Source organism: Rhodococcus ruber NBRC 15591, from assembly GCF_001894945.1.
In the GTDB taxonomy this organism is placed as follows: Bacteria; Actinomycetota; Actinomycetes; order Mycobacteriales; family Mycobacteriaceae; genus Rhodococcus; species Rhodococcus ruber.
Genome location: NZ_BCXE01000036.1, coordinates 147,673 through 166,999 on the forward strand (window position 1 = coordinate 147,673; position 19,327 = coordinate 166,999).

Below are 19,327 nucleotides of genomic sequence, written 5' to 3' on the forward strand. Positions count from 1 at the left end.
GCCGTCAGTCCGTGCAGCAGTGCTTCGACGGGCCGGCCGGGACGTCGAGCGCCGGATTGCGGTCGAAGAACCCGACCGGCTTCAGCGTGAATCCGGCATAGTCGACGGGCATCACGGGCCAGTCCTCCGGGCGCGGGAAATGGGTGAGCCCGAAGGTGTGCCACAGCACCAGGTCCTCGCCCTCGATGTTCCGGTTGCCGGCGACGAATGTCGGCAGTCCCCCCTGTCCCGGATGCTGGTTGACGAAGTCGCCGGCGGGATACCGCTGCGCCGGGTCGTACTGCGTGACCCACAGGTGCCTGGTGGCGAACGCGGCGCGGGCGGCGATGGAACTCGACGGGTCGGCCAGCAGCACGGGCTGGCCTTCCGGGTGCAGCGCGTAACCCACGTTCCGCCCGAGCCGGTTCTGCTTGGTCGGGTTGGTGATGTGCCAGACCCGGGCCTTGGTGTTGTCGGCCAGCCGCTGCCCCTCGGCCTCCGTGGTGAGGGTGGTCTTGCGGCAGCGGAACGCATTGCCCCAGGGGTTGTCCGGTCCCATCGGTTCGGGTACGGCGTCGACCTCCTCGACCGTGTTGACGTTTCCGTCGACCGCCATGTCCAGGCGCGCGGAGAAGAGGTGCTGGTGGAACGGTGCACCGAGGCCGGGAGCCATCTCGGTGGCGAAACCGTCCTCGCCGCGGTAGGCGGAGGTGAACACGATGCCGGTGGCCTTGGCTTCGAGCTCGATGGTGCCGTCCAGGTAGAGGTACCAGTAGAAGCCGTAGTCGTAGTTGCCGATCGTGAGGAAGAACGAGATCACGAGCCGGCGCGAGCGACGGGTCTCGGTCATGCCGTTGAACATGTCCGTGTGCTTCCACAGGACGCCGTAGTCCTCCTCGTGGAGGCAGATCGCGTTCTTCATCACCCGGGGGTCGCCCTTCTCGTCGGCGATGGTGACGTCGAAGTACTGGATCTCACCGAGGCAGTCGCACCCGAGTTCCAGCGAGTTGGTGTAGCGGCCGAAGAGGTATTCCCCTTGGTCGAAGTAGTTCTGCCAGTATCGCACCGGCGACGGGTCGGCGTAGGGCACGACCATCTCGGCGATGGAGGCACGGTAGATCACCGGTCGCTCCACGCCGTCGTCGGAGAACGACAGCTGGTGCAGGGTCAGGCCCTCGCGGACGTCGAACCCGAACCGGAACGTCCAGTCCGCCCAGGTGATCCGGTTGCCGTCGACCGAGAAGCTCGGCCCCTCGGGCTGCGTGATCTCGATCGGCTTGAGGTCGGTGCGGACCGGCGTCGCGTGCGGCGCGGCGTCCCATTCGCCGCGTTCGGCCGGCACGGGAAGGGTGATCTCGTCGACCACCTTCACCACCCGCTGCTCGGTGAGGTCGACGTAGGCGACCACACCGTCGATCGGATGTGCCCACGGCAGGTCGGCCTCGTCCTCCTGATGGAACGCGAGCACGCGGACGATCCGGTGCCCCACCTCGTCCTCGTGCCCGAACACCCCGGCCGACAGCGGAACCGCGCGCACCTTCTGCGGGTCGATGCCGCGCGCGGCCATCGCCGCGATCCAGTCGAAGCTGGAGAGCAGGAACGATTCGATGTCCTCGAACTCCTCGTCGAGGATCGGGACGTGCCCGTCGGTGGCGGCGTCGACGGCGACGGTGCCGAGGATCCTGCGTTCGGTGACGGACACGACGTGGTCGGATCCCGCACCGGTTGCGCGGTCGAGGAGCAGGACGCGGGCCCGGCGCTCGACGTGCTCCCCCGGCCGGAACGCCAGGACCGTCGACTTGGGGGGTTCCTCGAGTCCGACGTAGACGAACCGGACGTGCTCGGTCACCAGTCCCGCCGCCGACACCGTTTCCTTGAGTGCGGTGATCTCGTCGGCGGTCAGCGGGCTGAGCGGATGGTCCGGTGCGGGTGTCGATGCCGCTTCGGTGAACGGCGTGGTGGCAGTGCTCATCGTGCGATCTCCTTGTCGATCTGGGGTTCGGTCGTGACGGCGGGCGCGAGGCCGCCGTGGGGATGGGTGTTTCGTGCAGCGTCGGGGCGGAGAGCGGCCACGGCCGCTCCGCCCGCGAACGTCCCGGCGAGAACAACGGCGATGACGGCGGCGAGGGTGCTCGATCCGCCGACGAGCAGCGGCAGGTTCGCGATCGTCATCGTGAGCAGGGCGCCCAGCCCGGCCAGGCCCAGCGCCGGCGCGATCAGCGTGGGCCAGGGCCGGGTGTCGGCCCGGGAACGCCGGAAGAAGACGAGGACGGCGATCGACGTCAGCGCCATGAGGGCGAGCACACCGACGGACGCGACCCCGGCGAACCAGGCGAAGACCTCGGTCACGGGATCGAGCCCGCCGACGGCGGAGGCCACGACGAGGACCAGCGCCGAGACCGTCTGCACGACCGAGGCCACGTAGGGCGACGCATGACGTTCGTGCGAGCGGCCGCATCGCGCCGGCAGTGCCGCGCTGTTGCCGAGCGAGAAGATGTAGCGGGAGAGCACGTTGTGGAAGGACAGCAGTGCCGCGAACAGGCTGGTGACGAGGAGCACCTGCACGACGTCACCGGCCGCCGCTCCCACGTAGCGGGTCGCGGTGTCGACGATCATGCCCTCGGGGTTCTCGGTGGCCAGGGCGACGGCGCCCTCGTCACCCCACGCGCTGACCAGCGCCCAGCTCGACAGCGCATAGAAGCCGCCGATGACCACCAGGGCGAGGTAGGTGGCCCGCGGAACGGTCCGGGCGGGATCACGCACCTCGTCGCGGAAGACCGCGGTCGCCTCGAAACCGATGTAGCCGGCAACGGCGAAGATCAGGGCGATTCCCGGTGCGCCCGAGAAGAACTCGGACGGCCGCAGCGCAGCGGTGGACAGACCTTCCGCGCCGCCCCGGACGACCACCGCCGCATCGATCACCAGGACGATGCCGACCTCGCACAGCAACAGGACCCCGAGGACCTTGCCGGACAGGTCGATGTGGCGGTAGCCGAGCACCGCGACCGCCACCAGCACGATCAGAGCCCAGAGATACCAGGGCAACTCGGGGCCGCCGTGCGCGGTCACGAAGTCGTCGAGCGCCGCGCCGATGTACCCGTAGACGGCGCCCTGCACCGCCGTGTAGGACAACAGCGCCAGGAACGCCGAACCGAGACCGGCGTGCCGGCCGAGACCGTGGGTGACGAAGGTGTAGAACGCCCCCGCCCCGGGCACGTGCTTCGCCATCGCGGTGAAGCCGACGGCGAAGAAGAGCAGGACCACCGTGCAGACGACGTACGAGGCGGGGAACGCGGCCCCGTTTCCGGCGGAGATTCCGAGTGGGACCGTGCCGGCGATCACGGTCAGCGGGGCCGCGGCCGCGACCACCATGAAGACGACGGCGCCGGGACCGAGGCTGCCGGACAACCGGTGGGTGGGGGGTTCGTGTGCGCGAGCGTTGAGGGTCATCGGTGCTTCGACTTTCGGGAGAGGGGGTGTGCCGGCGGTTCGGTGCCGAGCGCCGGAAGAAGCGTGCGCCCGGCCGTTGTCGGTGCAGTCACCGCGGCGTCACGGTTCGTCGACGGCAAACGAGAACGCCTCGGTGCCGGGTTCTCGTTCGGCCGGCAGTACGGGCGGCGGTGCCCATCCGGCGCCGGGCACCGCCCCGGCCGGTCAGAGTGCGATGTTGACCGACTTGGTCTGGGTGTACTCCGCCAGGGCTCCCTCACCGAGTTCCCGCCCCCAGCCCGACTGCTTGTAGCCCCCGAAGGGCAGTGCGGTGTCGAACGCGTTGTGGCAGTTGATCCAGACCGTGCCCGCCTTGATCTCGGCGGCGACCTCGTGCGCCCGGGAGACGTCCCGCGTCCAGACGCTCGCCGCGAGACCGTAGGGCGTGTCGTTGGCGGCGGCGCGAACCCCCTCCTCCCGGTTGAAGGGCACTGCGACGGCGACCGGGCCGAAGATCTCCTCCCGGTACACGCCGAAGTCGCTGCGCACGTCGACCAGCAGCGTCGGCTCGACGTAGAAGCCGCTGTCGCCGTGGCGCTTTCCTCCGGACAGGGCACGCGCCCCGTCCTCGAGTCCGGCGTCGATGTAGCCGGTGACCTTGCCGAGTTGTTCCGCCGAGATCAGCGGCCCGATGTCACTCGTCGGATCGAGTCCCGGACCGATCTTCTGCGACTTCGCGAATTCGGCTACGCCCTGCGTGAATTCGTCGAAGATTCGGTCCTCCACCAACAGCCGCGTACCGGCGGTGCACGCCTGCCCGTGGTTGAACAGGAAGCCACTCGCCACGCCCGGGATCGCGGCCTCGAGGTCGGCGTCCGAGAAGACGACCTGCGGGCTCTTGCCACCGAGTTCGAGCGAGACCTTCTTCAGGTTCCCGGCGGCGGCACTCACGATCTTCTTGCCGACCTCGGTCGAGCCGGTGAAGGCGACCTTGTCGACGTCGTCGTGGGCCGACAGGGCCGCACCCGCGTCCCCGAAGCCGGTGACCACGTTGACGACGCCGTCGGGCACCCCGGCCTCGGTGGCGACCTCGGCGAGCAGCAGCGCGGTGAGCGGGGTCTGCTCCGCGGGCTTGAGCACCAGAGTGTTCGCACACGCCAGCGCGGGGGCGAGCTTGAAGGCGGCCATCACCAGCGGGAAGTTCCACGGCACGATCTGGGCGCACACACCCACCGGCTCGCGGCTGGTGAACGCGTGGAAACGAGCACCCGGGGCCCACGGAACCGACACCGGGACGGTGCGTCCCTCGATCTTGGTCGCCCAGCCGGCGTAGTAGAAGAAGATCTCGGCCGCCCAGGTGACGTCGACCGCCTTCGCGACGACCACCGATTTGCCGTTGTCCAGGGACTCGAGCTGGGCGAACTGGTCCGCCCGGGCCAGGATGCCCTCGCCGATCCGCCACAGGACGCGCTGACGCTCGGCCGGGGTCAGGCGCCGCCACGGCCCCTCCTCGAACGCCCGGCGGGCGGCGGCCACGGCGCGGTCGACGTCCTCCGCGCTGCCGTGCGGCACCGTGGTCAGCACCTGCCCCGTCGCGGGATCGACCGTGTCGAACCGCCGGCCCGACGCCGACTCCACCCACCGGCCGCCGATCAGCATCTGCTTCGGCGACGAGAGGAACTCGGCCACCTCCGGAAGCAGAGCGGTGGCGGATTGCGCAACTGCAGTCATGATGTCTCCGACTCTGAGGAAAGATGAAAAAGACTCGGGCACAGTGGTTTCGATTCCGATACGCCGGCTTCCGGCGCTGTGACCCGAACCCACGATAACCACACGATGTGGCGCGAGTCACCCCCGATTCCGGATGGAAATTGCGGGCTGTCCGATTCTCATTCGGCTGGGGCCCAGACCGTTTCCCGATTCTCGTTCGACTTCTCGTCGGCGCCCCAGGTGACGGTCGTGCGCGCACCGCCCGCCCCGCTCGAGCGCACGTCCGGCGGGACCGGCATTCTCATTCGAGTGACCGAAAATTGATGTGCGATGGGTGCAGCGCGCTGCGTGCCTGCGCTACCGTGCACCCCACGGGATCGTCCGGCGGCCGACGCTCGACGTCCCCTGGCGAGTGTGGAAGCAGGTGCAAGGTGTCCGGTACACCACAGATCAGAGGGACTTCGCCGGTGGCGGGCCTCGAGCGCGGACGCCTGACGTTCGTCGAGGTACTGGCCCAGTCCGTCTCGGCCGTCGCCCCCTCGGCGGTGATGGTCACCCTGCCGGCTCTCGTCATCCCCGAAGCCGGGCGCGCCGCGATCCCGGTGTTCGTCACGGCGGCGGTCCTGATGGCGGCCGTCGGCTACTGCATCGGACAGTTCGCCGCCCGCATGGTCGCGGTCAGCGGCCTGTACAGCTACACGGTGAAGGGGCTCGGTCCCCGCGTCGGCTTCGCCGGGGGATGGTCGCTGCTGATCGGCTACGCGGCCGCCGCCATGGCCAGCACGGTGGGTGCGGCGAGCTATCTGGCGTCGTTGCTCGAACGGGTCGGGTTGTCCGCCGGAGCGCCGACGAGCGCGGTGCTCGCCGGAATCGTCGGGGTGGTCGCACTGCTGCTGATGGTGCGCGGCGTCCAGCTCTCCGCCCGGATCATGCTGGGGGTCGAGGCATTCGCCATCGTCGCCGCCTCGGCCGTCCTGGTGATCGCGTTCGTCGTGGCTGTCCGGGACGGCGCGTCCCCCTCGGCGCCGAGCGGGACCGGTTCGGATTCCGCGATCGGTTTCGCGCTGCTGCTGGCGATCACCTCGTTCGTCGGTTTCGAGAGCGCCGGAACGGTGGCCCGCGAGGCCCACCACCCGCTGATCAGCGTGCCGCGCGCGATCCGGTGGACGCCGATCGTGCTCGCGGCGCTCTACGTGTTCGCCGCAGCGATGCAGTCGCCCGAGTCCGCGAGGGAAGGTGTCGGCTCCCTGCGGATCGTGCTCACCCTCCCGGACACCGCCGGCAGTGGCTCGGCGGTGCTGGCGGTCGTGATGGAACTCGGGATCACCGCGTCGTGGTTCGCATGCGTCATGGGTTCCACCACCGCGCTGTCGCGCACACTGTTCGCGATGGGCCGGGAGGGTGTCGCCCCGGCGATCGTCGGCCGGGCCCACGCCCGGTTCCGCACGCCGCACGTCGCCCTGATCGTCGCGATGCCTGTCGTCGTGGTCGTGCCCGTGGTGTTTCTGATCGCGACGGGCTCGACCCGGGACGTCCTGATCGGGTTGCTGGCCCTCTCGGCGCACGGGTACGTCCTCGCCTACATCCTCGTCTGTGTCGCTACGCCCGCATTCCTGCACCGGATCGGCGAGCTGACCCGTATGCCGCTGATCGTCGGCGTGCTCACCGCTGCCTGCCTGGTGGCGCTGATCGTGTGGGCTGCCGCGTCGAGGCTCTACGTGGCGGGCGCGATGACCGCCGTGTACGCGGTCCTGATGCTCCTCGGGGGTGTGCTGCTCGCGGTGCGGGTGCGCCGGGACCCGGGCGTCGCGGATCGGATAGGCGTCTACGACGAGACCGTGGCCGACGATCTGCTCGGCCGGCACCGCCCGTGGCAGGTGCGGCGGTGAGCCCCGTCGACGGAACCCTGTCGGGACGTCAGCCGAAGGCCGTGATCAGCGCCCTGCGCGTCCTCGAGGAAGTGGCCCGGGCGGGCCCCGGCGTCACGGCCAAGGACATCGCAGCGCACCTGTCCCTGCCGCCGGCGACGACCTATCGGCTCCTGAACCTGCTCGCCGGGGAAGGCTACGTCGTCCGGCTGCCCGATCTGTCCGGCTTCGCTCTGGGGCGCAAGATCGGCGTACTCGTCGACGCGGCCGTCGTCCCGACGGTCTGCACGGCCGCCCGCACCCTGCTGACCGAGCTTCGGCTGACCGTCCGCTTCGGCGTCCACCTGTACTACTACACCGACACGACGCTCCGCCTCGCCGACGCCGACCCCGAATATCCGCCCCGCACGGACGAGGCTGTCCTCACGCGGCATCTCCATGCGAGCGCCGTCGGCAAGCTCCTGCTCGCCGAGAAGAACGACCTCGACGCCGTCCTCCCCCGGTGGGACCTCCGCGCCCTCACCGGTCGCACGATCGTCGTGCGCAGCGACCTGCTCCGTCACCTCGCGGAGATCCGCGACCGGGGCTTCGCCACCCAGCTCGGCGAACTGCGCGACGACTGCGCGTGCCTCGCCGTCCCCGTCCGGTCCGCCGCCGGCACCCTGGTCGCGGGTCTGGTCCTGTCCGGCAGCATCGACCACCAGCATCTGATGACGCGTCATCTCGAGTCGCTCCGCGAGCACGCGCGGCAACTCGCGCCCCTGCTCACCTGAGGGGGCGCGACGAGCCCGCCCCGGCTCGGAACGGACTGCTACGTGGACTGTGCCCACGCATCCCGGTTCGACACCAGGCCGAGCCGAACCGCCCGGACCACCGCGCCGACCCGGTTGGGGGCATTCAGTTTTCGCAGCAGGTGCTCCACATGAGTGTTGACCGTGCTGCGCGAGAGCTGCATCTGCTGCGCGATCTCACGGTTGGACAGGCCGGCGATCACGAGTTCGAGAACCTCGTGTTCCCGTGGCGTGAGGGCGACCGCTTCCTGCCGCGTCAGCGTGTCCACCGACCAGGCGGCGTACTCCCGGGCGTCGCTCAGCGTCGTCTTGACCCCGGTGGGCACCGAATCACGTGTCACACTGACGTGCAGCGCTCCCACTGCGACCCCGGTGGGCGACGTCAGGACGATAGAGGTGCCTTCGGAGAATCCGGCGGGAGCGAACACTTCGCGCACCGAGTAGGTCTCGCGATACGACGGGATGTCGCGCCAGGTCAGCACCGCGGAGGGCTCGGCCCGAACCGCCTGCATGCCCGGATCCCTGTCGACGAAGTCGGTGACCAGGTAGTCCAGGGTGCGGTCGTCGTATCCACGGCTGGCGACCACCGCATGCCGGCCGCCGGCGACGCGGGTCACGGCAGCCGCCGCGCACCCGAGCTGATCCGTCATGTACCGGGTGAGCCCGGTCATGCGATCGACGGCGTTCTCTCCCAGCAACACCGAGACCAGTCCACTGAACACGGGTACGACCATCGCTCGACGATAGTCGAATCCCGTGTCCAGCGGAGCCGAATCCTGTTATCGGACAGATACGTTCCGGTTCCCGCGGGCGCTCGCCCGCCCCGTCACAGTTCCGGGACCCGATCCGCCCAGGGGCGAGCGCGTTCGAAGTTCGCCGCTGCGCGCAGGACCGCGGCGTCGGCGTGCAGCCGTCCCGCGATCTGCAGGCCGACCGGACGTCCGTCCGAGGTGAATCCGGCAGGGACGGTGACGGCCGGGGTGCTCAGCATGTTGTACGGGTAGGTCATCAGCCAGCCGAGCAGTTGCGAGCGCAGCGACGCCCCCGCCAGCCGGTCGGGAGCGAACTGCCCCAGCGGATGGGCCGCTTCACACAAGGTGGGCGAGACCAGCAGGTCGTAGTTCTGCATGAACGCCGAGAACGTATCCCACATCCGGCCACGGAACAGGTCTGCCCGCCCGACGTCGACACCCGTGAGACGCTCTCCCTCACGCATCAGTTCGACGAGATTGTCGTCCACCTGGCCCTGCCACTCGTCCCAGTCGAGCATGTCGTGTTCGGCCGCGAAGCCGGGAACCCAGATGCCGTGCCACATCGCTTCTTCCGGGTCTCCCCAGGCGGGGGTCGCCTCCTCGACCCGGGCTCCGAGGTCCTCGAACACCCGGACGGCCTCCGCGCAGATCGCCGCCACCTCCGGATCGACCGTCGCGAAGCCCAGGTCAGGGGACCAGGCGATGCGCCACCCGGCGATGTCCTTCCTCGTTTCGGCGACGTAGTCGGTGTCCGAGGCCGGCAGACTGAGCGGATCGGATTCGTCCGGGCCGGCAACGACACCGAGCATGAGGGCGTTGTCCTCGACCGTGCGGGTGATCGGACCGTGGTAGGCCCAGTGGTAGAAGCGACCGGCCAGGATGGTCTGCGGCACCCGTCCGGTCGAGGGCTTGAGGCCGACCACGCCGCACAGCGACGCGGGAATGCGGACCGATCCCGCTCCGTCGCTGCCTTCGGCCAGCGGGCCGAGGCCGGCCGCGACGGCGGCGGCAGCGCCGCCGCTGGAACCTCCCGCGCTGTATCCGCGCTTCCACGGGTTGTGGGTGGGGCCGAACAGGTGGTTGTCCGTGCCGCCGTAGTAGCCGCTCTCCGGCGTGTTGGTCTTGCCCAGGTAGAGACCGCCGGCGGCCTTCAGCCGCCGGACGATCACCGCGTCGTGGTCGGCGATGCTGTCCTTCATGGGCACCATGCCGAACGTCAGGGGCCGCCCCGCCACGGCCGTCAGGTCCTTGATCGTGAAGGGCACTCCGTGCAGGGGGCCGACGGATTCGCCGCCGCCGAGCTTCTCGTCCAGGGCGCGCGCGTCGGACAGGACCTGTTCGCGATCGAAGTCGACGATTGCGTTGATCGTCGGGTTGACGCTCTCCACACGCCCCACGAAGTGCTCCGCGACTTCGCTCGCGCTGATCTGTCCTCGGCGAACATCGTCCGCGAGTTCGGTTGCAGTGAGCCAGGAAAGATTGTCGGTCATGGTCGTCTCCGTGATTCGGTCCGGTCGAGGTGGCTCGACCATAGGAATCCGGCGATCCCGCCGACAATCGGTCAACTTACCGATCTTTCGGACCGGCCGGTGCGCCCTACCGTCCCGGACGCCGCGGCGTCGGTGCGGCGACGGACCGGGACACGATCATTCGCTGATCTTCTTCGCTCCCAGGATGTCCTGCAGCAACTCGATCGCCACGTCCTCCGGTTCGCGCCGCGTCGACGGGTCGACCGGGGTGGCGGCCTCGGCGAACATCTCCTCCTCGTCCTCGGCGGTGACGTCGGCGGGGCTGATCCGCGGAGGCTCGTAGCCGGGCTCGGGGCCGGGGTCGTCCGGGTAGTCCGGCGCCTCGGGCGGTGGGATGTCGTCGGCCTCGGGACGCGGCGGAGCGGGGGTGGCGGCCGGAGACGCCCCGCCCGGCTGCGGGGCGGGCTGGGCCTGCCGCGCCTGGCTGGGCCGGGAGAACCGCGGCTGACCGGAGGGGCGCGACGCCGACTGGGCCGCGGCCGGTTTCGCAGCGGTGGGGGGTGTCGCAGCGCCCTGGACGCAGGTCACCTCGAAGTCCACCCCGAACACCGCCCGCAGGGCGTCCGCGATCACCGCGGCGTTGCGCGGTTCGACGAGCCGTTTGACCAGCGGAGCGGAATCGTGGCCGAGGACGATGCGGCCCGCGTCCACGCTGCGGACCGTGGCACCGGACAGCATGACCTCGACGGTGCGGCTGCGCTCGCGGACCTTGCTGCGGACCTCGGACCACACCGCGCGGACGGCGGCGGCGTCGGGTCCGGCGGCCGCGGCGGGCGCCGGCGCGGGCTGCGGTCCGGGTTCCGGCTCGGTCGGTTCCGGTTCCCGCACGACGGGGCGAGGCGCAGGCTCCGGTTCCCGCACGGGCTCCCGTACGACGGGCCGTGGTGCCGGCTCCGGTTCACGTGCCGGCGCGGCGGCAACCGACGGTGTTTCCGACGGTGGCGCCGGGACCGGCTCGGCCGCGGGCTCGACGACGGGTGCGGGCTCGACGACGGGTGCGGGCTCGACGACGGGTGCGGGCTCGACGACGGGTGCGGCCGGTGCTGCCCGCCGCTGGGAGGGACGCTGGAACCTGGCGGCCGGCTCGTCGGGCGCGATCGGCGCGGGCGCGGCCGGGACCGGCGGGACGGCCCGCGGCGCGACGCTCGGCGGCGCAGTGCCCGGCGGAACGGCGCCCGGCGGCGCTGCCGCGATCCCGCTTTCGAGACGCTCGAGACGTTGCAGGACAGCCGATTCCGAATCGGACGCGGCCGGCAGCAGCATCCGCGCGCACATCACCTCGAGAAGCAGGCGCGGCGCCGTGGCCCCGCGCATCTCGCCGAGGCCGGAGTGCACGATCTCCGCGTACCGGGTCAGGGTGGCGGGACCGATCCGGTCGGCTTCCTCCCGCATCCGCTCGAGCACGTCACCGGGCGCGTCGACGAGACCGCGCTCGGCGGCGTCGGGCACCGACCGCATCAGGATGAGGTCACGGAGCCGCTCGAGCAGGTCGACCGCGAACCGTCGTGGGTCGTGGCCGGCGTCCATCACCTTCTCGACGGTTCCGAACAGTCCCGCCCCGTCGCCGGCGGCGAGGGCGTCCACGGCCTCGTCGATGAGGGCGACGTCGGTGACCCCGAGCAGCGCGAGTGCCCGGCTGTAGGTCACGCCCTCCTCGCCGGCGCCGGCGAGGAGCTGGTCCATCACGGACAGCGAGTCGCGCGGCGAGCCCCCGCCCGCACGGATCACCAGCGGGTAGACGGCATCCTCGACCGGCACGTTCTCCTGCGTGCAGATCTTCTCGAGCAGCCCGCGCATGACCGGGGGCGGCAGCAAGCGGAACGGATAGTGGTGGGTGCGCGAGCGGATCGTCGGCAGCACCTTCTCCGGTTCGGTCGTGGCGAACACGAAGATCAGGTGCTCCGGTGGCTCCTCGACGATCTTGAGCAGGGCGTTGAAGCCCTGCGTGGTGACCATGTGGGCCTCGTCGACGATGAAGATGCGGTACCGCGACTCGGCCGGCGCGTAGAAGGCGCGGTCGCGCAGTTCGCGGGTGTCGTCGACGCCGCCGTGGCTCGCGGCGTCGAGTTCGATGACGTCGAGGTTGCCGCCACCGCCGGGACCGAGCGCCACGCAGGACCGGCACGTCCCGCACGGCGCCGACGTCGGACCCTCCGCGCAGTTCAGCGAGCGCGCCAGAATCCGGGCCGAGGAGGTCTTGCCGCAGCCGCGGGGGCCCGAGAACAGATACGCGTGATTGATGCGACCGGCGTCGAGGGCGATGCTCAGGGGCTCGGTGACGTGCTCCTGACCCACCACCTCGGCAAAGGTCGCCGGTCGGTACTTACGGTAGAGGGCCACGCGCCGAGACTACCGGCGCCGACCGACAGACCGGCCGCGTGGTTGCGACGAAGCGATGCGGGTATCCGACGGCCATGACCGGAACACGACCGTTGGCCCTGGTGACCGGAGCGTCGAGCGGAATCGGCCTGGAACTCGCCCGACTGTTCGCCCGGGACGGCTACGACCTCATCCTGGTGGCCCACTCCGATGCCCTCGACGACGCCACCCGCACACTCGCCGCCGCCGGCGCCGCCACGATTCCGGTGCGCGCCGACCTACGGACGGCGGCGGGCGTGGAGGAGGTGTGCGCCGCCGTGACCGCCACGGGCCGGCCGCTGGCCGCCGCGGCGCTCGACGCCGGCACCGGGCAGGGTGGCCTGTTCGTCGACACCGGCCTCGACGACCAGCTCGAGGTGGTGGACGTCAACGTGCGTTCGACCGTGCACCTGGCCAAGTACGTTCTCGACGGGATGACCGCGCGGGGCGCCGGCCGCGTACTGATCACCTCGTCGGTGGTCTCGGAGATGCCCGGGCCCTACCAGGTGGTCTACAACGCCTCCAAGTCGTTCCTGCAGTCGTTCTCCGAGGGACTGCACGAGGAACTGCGCGGGACGGGGGTCACCGTCACCGCGCTGATGCCGGGGGCGACCGACACCCCGTTCTTCCGCAAGGCCGAGATGGCGGACGCGCCGATCGCTCGCGGCCCGAAGGACGACCCGGCCAAGGTCGCCCGCAAGGGCTACGAGGCGATGCGCGGGGGCAAGCGGAAGGTGGTGGCCAGCTCGCCCATGTCCAAGACCATGGCGCTCACGGCGGCGGTGATGCCGGATTCGGTGAAGGCCTTCCTCCACCGGTTCATGGCCAAGCCGGCGTCCGCGCCCCGGTAGGCCGTGCCGATCGAGCCGGTCTCGATCGGGGTCGCAGCGAGGCGGATCGCGGCACGGTAGGTGCGGGAGAGCATCGCGATGCCGCGCCACTCCCCGTCAGCCGGCGGGGTCGTACCCGAACGCGCGCACCTCCTGCGCGCACCGGCAGGCGATCGCGAACTTCGCGGCCCATTCCAGCGCGGCCTCCCGGGAGGGCAACTCCAGTACCGTGACGCCGCCTGCGAGCTGCTCGGTCTGCGGGTACGTGCCGGCGGTCACTTTGCCGTCCCCGTCGACGAGGACCGGCGGAACGCTCTCGTCGATTCCACCGCCGAACACCCAGACGCCGGCGTCCTTCGCCTCCGCCACCACCGCGTGCGCCGCATCCGACACTGCCTGCATTTCCCTGTCGGGAACGACCATGGCGCCACTCGGGAACGAGATCAGGTACTTCGTCATCGCGTCGGCTCCTTCTTCCCGGGGCTCGGACTCATCCTCGCCGATGCGGGCACGCTGCGCACGAGACTCGCTCGCCCGCCCCACGGGCGTCCGGCTCCCGCACCGCGGGCGCCGAGCACGCGATCGACACGCCCCCGTCGTGGCAGGTGTCAGAGATGGGGCAGCGCCCAGCTGAGGAACACCACGCCCGCAAGGATTCCGAAGATGCCGGTGAGCATGCCGACGAGCGCATCGAGGGACTTCGCTTCGTCGGTGAACACGGCGGGCCGCCGGGTGGCGGCGATGCCGGTCCCGAGGGCGGCCGCACCGAGTAGAACGCCGAAGCCGAACGTCCAGAAGGTCACGATCGAGAGGGCGCCGAGCATCAGGGCCAGATCGGCTCCGTTGTCCTCGACTGTCTCACGCAGCCGCGACAGGGCGGGGAAGTCGAATCGGGAACGGTGTGGTCCGGAGCGGAAGGGAGTCTGCAGGACGGACATGGTCTTTCGAATCCTCGTCGGAGATGGCGGAACGGAATGCAGCACGCGAGGGCGGAGCCGTACGGAATCTTCTGCAGGACAAGAATTCCGAGATCCGCGACGGCGCGGTAACCGGCGCTCGGCGCGAGGGGACGGATACGGCACACGACATCTCGTATCGACCTCACCCCTCGGCCCGGCTGCTACGCAGCACAGATTAGCACTCGCCGACGCCGAGTGCTAACGCTGCCGACTCCGATCGCTCGTCTCACCGATCCGGCTCCGCGCCAGTACAGTTCCTTCATGCGCGCGGGGAGGACGGCGAAGGTGTGGGCGGCGGCCCTGGCGATCCTCGCCGTGGCGATGGGCACCACCGGTACCGCCACCGCCGATCCGGATCCGGACGCGCGGGTCACCACCGACGGCACGGGGCTGCGACTCGACGGGCAGCCCTGGTGGCCGACCGGATTCAACGCCTACCAGCTGGGCACGAACTGGGCGGTGAACTGGGGCTGCGGCGCCATGGTCGATCTGGACGCCTACTTCGGTGCCCTGCCGCCACATTCGCTCACCCGCTTCAACGCGTTCCAGGCTCTGGCCGTCGACCGGTTCACCGGCGAGCTCGATTTCGGCCCGCTCGATGCCGTGTTCGCCGCGGCCGAGGCCCACGGCCAACTCGTGATCCCGGTCCTCGCCGCCCAGGACGGCGCGTGCGAGGACGAGGCGTTCAAGGACCGGCAGTGGTATCTGGACGGATGGACGGAGCCGGTCGATCACGAGCGCGCAGTCCTGAGCTTCCGCGACTGGGTGACGACGGCGGTGACGCGATGGAAGGACTCCCCCGCTCTGGCCGCATGGGAACTCGTCGGCGAACCCGAGACCAGCGTGTGCACCGATGCCGAGTGCTCGTGGTGGCTGCGGCGGTGCCCGCCGGACGCAGCGGCCGTCCTGCGCGGGTTCTTCGACGTCGCGGGGGCACAGTTCCGCGCCCTCGATCCGCGCACCCTGATCACCGCGGGATTCACCGGCGGCGGGCAGTGCGGCACCCAGGGCGACGAGTACGCGACGGTCGGCTCGTCGCCGTGGGTGGACGTCGTCCAGTACCACGACTACGGCGCCGACGCGGTCCCCCTTCCGGGCGACCAGTGGAACGGTCTGGCACGCCGCATCACCCAGGCCCGGCAGATCGGCAAACCACTCCTGGTGGCGGAGATCGGCGAGCTGGCGGGCTGGTGCGGCGCCACAGCCGACCGCGCCGAGCACATCGCCACGAAGATCGCGGGACAGAAGGCGGCCGGCACCGCCGGGGCGCTCATCTGGGCGTTCGTGCCCGACCCCCGGCCGGACTCCTGCACGTACGACGTCGGTCCCGACGACGAATTGTGGGGCGTGATCGAACAGTTCGGAACCACCGGGGACTCCGCTCAGTCGACCCCGGCCACCGGCTGACCGGCCACCGCGCGACGGCACCCCGCACGGCCGGGGAGTCTTCCCGGCTCACCGGTTTCCGACGGACGTGGTTTGGCATCGCGCCGGCCCGGGTAAAGGAGGGCGATCACGGCCCGGCGTCGCCCCCATCGGCACCCGCCGGAAGGTGACACCGACAAGTAATCGCGGCCAGCACAGGAGGGGTCATGACACTCGACTACGACACCCGTAAAGAGCTCGACACGGACGAGCTGACCACCCCCACGCTCCCGGCGGTGAGCGAGACGGTGGAGCCGGACGACGGCGACATCGCCGAGTTCTTCGAACTCCCCGGCGCCGACCTGTCCGGCGAGGAGCTCACCGCCCCGGTCGTGCCGCGGCGCAGCGACGAGTTCGTCTGCGACAGCTGCTTCCTCGTCCATCACCACAGCCGGCTCGCACGGTCCGACGACGGCACGACGCGCTGCCGGGACTGCAGCTGACGGATCTCGATCGAAAGGGCGGAACGAGAACGGTTTTCCGCCGAGGTGTAGTTCTCGACCGTCCGGGGTAACAGTAGTCGTGACCACGCCGGCAGCGGCGGGTGAAGACCGGAGGGGACCGGAAAGGTCCCCGAACGAAGGGATGTGGAGCGTGCTCGGACTCGGAATCATCGGGTGGATCATCATCGGCGGCCTCGCCGGCTGGATCGGCAGCAAGATCATGAAGACCGACGAGCAGCAGGGGATCCTGCTGAACATCGTCGTGGGTGTCATCGGCGGCCTGCTCGGCGGCTTCCTGCTCAAGCTCTTCGGCGTCGACGTCGAAGGTGGCGGACTGATCTTCAGCTTCCTGACCTGCCTCCTCGGTGCGGTGATCCTGCTGTTCGTGGTCAAGGCCGTCACCGGTCGCCGCCCGGTCACCCGCCGGTAGTCTCGCAGTTCAGTCACCACACACGCGGCGGCCTCCCGTCACCCCGTTCCGGGGCACGGGAGGCCGCCGCGCTGCGCGAGCCGGATCCTCGCCGGGCGTGTCGGGCGTCGCCCGCTGCGAAAAGGGGACCTTTCCGGCATGCTGACCGGGTGGATGGCGCGTGCGGTGAGCGTGGGGGTCATCCCGGAACCGCCGGCGAGCGACGAGAGGGACACCGATGGACGACACCGCAGCAACGAAGGCGCGCTCTGCTTCCGGGAGCCGCACCCAGGAGACCCACGAGCTGTCCCAGGAGGACCTCGCCGCCGTCGTGGAGGCGCTGACCGGGCGTCCGGCCGACGTCCCGGAGCCCCCGCAGGCCCCGAAGCGACGCCGGTCGCCCCGGAAGAAGACCTGAGCCGCCGGCCGACGGGCTCGCCGATCCGGGCCGTGCAGGCTCACTTCTTCCCGGCGGCTGCCTTCAACACCTTCTTGAACTCCCGGACCTCCTGCAGGGTCTGTGCATCGACGACGTCGGCGATGGACCGCCGTGACCCGTCCTCGCCGTACTCCCCCGCAGCCTCCCGCCAGCCCTCGGGTCGCACCCCGATCTGCTTTCCCAGTAGGGCGAGGAAGATCCGGGCCTTCTGGTCGCCGTAGCCGGGCAGGGCCTTCAGGCGCTTCAGCACCTCCCTGCCGTCGGGGTCGCCACTCGTCCACAGGGCCGCCGCGTCACCGTCGTAGCGGTCCGCGATCTCGGCGCACAGCGCCTGGATCCGCTTGGCCATCGATCCGGGGAACCGGTGCACGGCCGGCGGCCCGGAGCAGATCGCGGCGAACTCGTCCGGATCGGCCTCGGCGATCCGGTGTACGTCCAGACCGCCGAGGCGGTCGGCGAGCTTCTTCGGTCCCGCGAACGCGGTCTCCATCGGCACCTGCTGATCGAGGAGCATCCCGATGAGCAGGGCGAGCGGGTCGGCGGCGAGCAACGCATCGGCGTCGGCATCACCTACGAGGTTCAAGGTCGGTGCCATGCTCACGATCCTCGCATCCACGGGAGTCCGGCGAGCGAACGGCGCGACGATCAGCCCTGGCCGCCCAACGCGAACGCCACCAGGAAGCCGAGGGCCGTGGAGATTCCGACCCACCAGCCACCCTCCCGATATGCCTCCGGCATCAGTGAGTCGGAGATGACCGCGATCGTCGCGCCGCCGGCGAAGGCCTGGACGAGTGAGATGCCGACGGGGGGCAGCGAGTCGGCGTACGCCGTCGCGAGCACCACCACGAGCACCAGCAGTGTCGCCGTGATACCCCAGATGAGCACGGCTTTCCGCCGATCGAAGTTCGAGCGCATCGACGCGGCACCGGCCACGGCCTCCGGTACGTTGCCGACCGCGACGGCCACCAGCAGCACCAGTCCACCGCCGCCGGCGCCGGCGAGCGTCACCCCCAGGGCGGCGTTCTCCGGGATCCCGTCGAGCAACGCCCCCAGCATCAGTGCCCACCCCAGGGCAGCGGTGCCGGGCCTGCGCTCGATCAGCCGATCGGCGACGACGTACACCGAGGCCCCGAGCAACAGCGCACCGCCGGCGGACCACAGGCCCTGGTCCGCGAAGGCGGGCGCGAACAGTTCGGTGGACACCGCGGCGACCATGGCGCCCGCACCGAAGGCCATCAGCGCCGCGAGCAGAGGTCGGGGTAGGTCGTACCGGAGCCCGACGAGGGCACCGGCGAACAGGGGCACCGCAGTTCCCAGTCCGTACCAGAGGGCGGTCAGCACCGGATCACTCTACGACTGCAGCAACGAGAGATGTTGCATGCCAATACCGAACACTTCCGTCCGCGACGGCGGTCACCCAGGGCGCCGCAGCCGTCCCGGGGTCGACGTCCTCGACACCGGCCCGTAGCGACCTGCGCACCGGCGCCCGGTAGCGTCCTGTCGCGGCGGCAGAGCGAGCGGCCGCCGCCTCACCACGGGCCGGAACCCGGCTCCACCTCGAAACGCTCGCGGTAACGTCTTTCCGCCTCCCACAGCACCTTCGGGCTCAACCGGGCGTGCGGGCGGATGTCGATCACCAACGGCTCCTGGTCGAGGCCACGGCCGACCATCGTGCCCTCGAGCAACCACAGGAAACGCCCGTCGGTCTCGTCGCCGGCGGCGTACCGGTGGATCCGACGCGCAACCCAGTCCTCGACAGGACGCCGCCACCACGGTTCCGGGGCAACGGGAAGGACGGACCACCCCGGCAGGGTGAGGTTGGCCGCCCGATCGCGCGTGGGACCGTCCGCAGCGTCCGCCGCCGGCCCCCGGGAAAAACGCAGGTAAAGGAGCGGATTCCCGGCGACGAGCGCAGCGAGCTGGTCGAGACCGGTGATCACCTGCATGTCGTCGGGATCGGGATACATCTCCTCGCGCAGCATCGTCGACGCGTCTCGTCCGGCCGTCAGCTCGGGTCCGGCACCGGGCGAGGCGAGGACCGCCGTCGTCGGATCGGCTCATCGGTGCCCACGACGGCTCCCTTCGTCGACGGTTCCGGTGCGAGCGCCGCAGGACACCCGCTGACCCGCACGATACTCCCGAATCCTGGTCCGACCCACGCAACGCGATCCGCCGTGGATCGCACGAGCGGGCATGCGGGCGAGAAGCGCGCCGTCCGCGACGGCGTGCCGGAGTATCGTTCGGATATGCCACTCCACGGCGAAGAATCGGAGTACACGCGCGTTCTCGAAGACGTCCGGGACCTCGTCGCACACGCGATCGGTGCGGGAAATTCCGCGGAGAGCGTCCGGGAGTTCTGGCGCGAACAGATCGACCGGTACGTCGAGGACGCGGCGGCCTCGGGGG

At 70.4% G+C, this 19,327-nt stretch carries 18 protein-coding genes; 7 read left to right on the top strand and 11 right to left on the bottom strand.

All coding sequences use genetic code 11. The features are described from left to right. Positions 1–4 precede the first annotated feature (4 nt). From RR3_RS22165 to RR3_RS22175, 3 genes are all read right to left on the bottom strand, one after another. On the bottom strand, positions 5–1,951 hold the full coding sequence (locus RR3_RS22165; protein ID WP_064065581.1) for a primary-amine oxidase: 1,947 nt from the start codon (positions 1,949–1,951) through the stop codon (positions 5–7). Continuing rightward, a complete protein-coding gene (locus tag RR3_RS22170) occupies positions 1,948–3,429 on the bottom strand; it encodes an APC family permease (protein ID WP_017681499.1) in 1,482 nt (493 codons plus the stop codon). The genes RR3_RS22165 and RR3_RS22170 overlap by 4 nt, the downstream gene beginning before the upstream one ends. Before the next feature lie 204 nt (positions 3,430–3,633). After that, the gene (locus RR3_RS22175) at positions 3,634–5,139 is read right to left on the bottom strand and encodes an aldehyde dehydrogenase family protein (RefSeq protein ID WP_010594907.1); all 1,506 of its coding nucleotides are present in this window, start codon (positions 5,137–5,139) and stop codon (positions 3,634–3,636) included. 446 nt (positions 5,140–5,585) lie between these two features. Here RR3_RS22175 and RR3_RS22180 point away from each other — a divergent pair, with 446 nt between their 5' ends. Beyond that, positions 5,586–7,007, top strand: a complete 1,422-nt coding sequence (locus RR3_RS22180; protein ID WP_017681496.1) for an APC family permease — start codon at positions 5,586–5,588, stop codon at positions 7,005–7,007. After that, complete coding sequence (locus RR3_RS22185; protein WP_064065600.1) at positions 7,004–7,759, top strand: IclR family transcriptional regulator; 756 nt, start codon at positions 7,004–7,006, stop codon at positions 7,757–7,759. The genes RR3_RS22180 and RR3_RS22185 overlap by 4 nt, the downstream gene beginning before the upstream one ends. Positions 7,760–7,797: 38 nt before the next feature. Here RR3_RS22185 and RR3_RS22190 read toward each other — a convergent pair whose 3' ends face one another. From RR3_RS22190 to RR3_RS22200, 3 genes are all read right to left on the bottom strand, one after another. Continuing rightward, positions 7,798–8,511: a response regulator transcription factor gene (locus tag RR3_RS22190; RefSeq protein ID WP_010594903.1), complete on the bottom strand. Its 714-nt coding sequence runs from the start codon at positions 8,509–8,511 to the stop codon at positions 7,798–7,800. Positions 8,512–8,603: 92 nt separating this feature from the next. Next, on the bottom strand, positions 8,604–10,019 hold the full coding sequence (locus RR3_RS22195) for an amidase (protein ID WP_040273584.1): 1,416 nt from the start codon (positions 10,017–10,019) through the stop codon (positions 8,604–8,606). 156 nt (positions 10,020–10,175) lie between these two features. Next, the gene (locus tag RR3_RS22200) at positions 10,176–12,398 is read right to left on the bottom strand and encodes a DNA polymerase III subunit gamma and tau (RefSeq protein WP_040273582.1); all 2,223 of its coding nucleotides are present in this window, start codon (positions 12,396–12,398) and stop codon (positions 10,176–10,178) included. A 74-nt stretch (positions 12,399–12,472) separates the two neighbouring features. Here RR3_RS22200 and RR3_RS22205 point away from each other — a divergent pair, with 74 nt between their 5' ends. Further along, positions 12,473–13,267 carry an SDR family NAD(P)-dependent oxidoreductase gene (locus tag RR3_RS22205; RefSeq protein ID WP_010594899.1) on the top strand — a complete coding sequence of 265 codons (795 nt, stop codon included), beginning with the start codon at positions 12,473–12,475 and terminating at the stop codon, positions 13,265–13,267. Positions 13,268–13,363: 96 nt separating this feature from the next. On the opposite strand, the gene RR3_RS22210 is transcribed toward RR3_RS22205, so the two are convergent. Next, positions 13,364–13,705, bottom strand: coding sequence for a YciI family protein (locus tag RR3_RS22210; protein WP_017682358.1), 342 nt, complete (start codon positions 13,703–13,705; stop codon positions 13,364–13,366). A 149-nt stretch (positions 13,706–13,854) separates the two neighbouring features. Beyond that, on the bottom strand, positions 13,855–14,184 hold the full coding sequence (locus RR3_RS22215; protein WP_017682359.1) for a hypothetical protein: 330 nt from the start codon (positions 14,182–14,184) through the stop codon (positions 13,855–13,857). A gap of 282 nt (positions 14,185–14,466) precedes the next feature. Between RR3_RS22215 and RR3_RS22220 the strand changes: the two genes are divergently transcribed. From RR3_RS22220 to RR3_RS22235, 4 genes are all read left to right on the top strand, one after another. Then, positions 14,467–15,612, top strand: coding sequence for a beta-mannosidase (locus RR3_RS22220; RefSeq protein WP_043823526.1), 1,146 nt, complete (start codon positions 14,467–14,469; stop codon positions 15,610–15,612). 185 nt (positions 15,613–15,797) lie between these two features. Next, positions 15,798–16,073 (top strand): DUF4193 family protein, encoded by a 276-nt coding sequence (locus RR3_RS22225; protein ID WP_010594896.1) that lies wholly within the window; start codon positions 15,798–15,800, stop codon positions 16,071–16,073. Positions 16,074–16,215: 142 nt separating this feature from the next. Next, positions 16,216–16,503: a GlsB/YeaQ/YmgE family stress response membrane protein gene (locus tag RR3_RS22230; RefSeq protein WP_017682362.1), complete on the top strand. Its 288-nt coding sequence runs from the start codon at positions 16,216–16,218 to the stop codon at positions 16,501–16,503. 217 nt (positions 16,504–16,720) lie between these two features. Continuing rightward, positions 16,721–16,900, top strand: a complete 180-nt coding sequence (locus tag RR3_RS22235) for a hypothetical protein (protein WP_017682363.1) — start codon at positions 16,721–16,723, stop codon at positions 16,898–16,900. A 40-nt stretch (positions 16,901–16,940) separates the two neighbouring features. Here RR3_RS22235 and RR3_RS22240 read toward each other — a convergent pair whose 3' ends face one another. The 3 genes from RR3_RS22240 to RR3_RS22250 form a co-directional block, all read right to left on the bottom strand. Then, positions 16,941–17,516, bottom strand: coding sequence for an HhH-GPD-type base excision DNA repair protein (locus RR3_RS22240; RefSeq protein WP_017682364.1), 576 nt, complete (start codon positions 17,514–17,516; stop codon positions 16,941–16,943). A 50-nt stretch (positions 17,517–17,566) separates the two neighbouring features. Then, the gene (locus tag RR3_RS22245) at positions 17,567–18,262 is read right to left on the bottom strand and encodes a ZIP family metal transporter (RefSeq protein WP_017682365.1); all 696 of its coding nucleotides are present in this window, start codon (positions 18,260–18,262) and stop codon (positions 17,567–17,569) included. A gap of 188 nt (positions 18,263–18,450) precedes the next feature. Beyond that, the gene (locus tag RR3_RS22250; RefSeq protein WP_017682366.1) at positions 18,451–18,903 is read right to left on the bottom strand and encodes a DUF6098 family protein; all 453 of its coding nucleotides are present in this window, start codon (positions 18,901–18,903) and stop codon (positions 18,451–18,453) included. Positions 18,904–19,327: the final 424 nt, after the last annotated feature.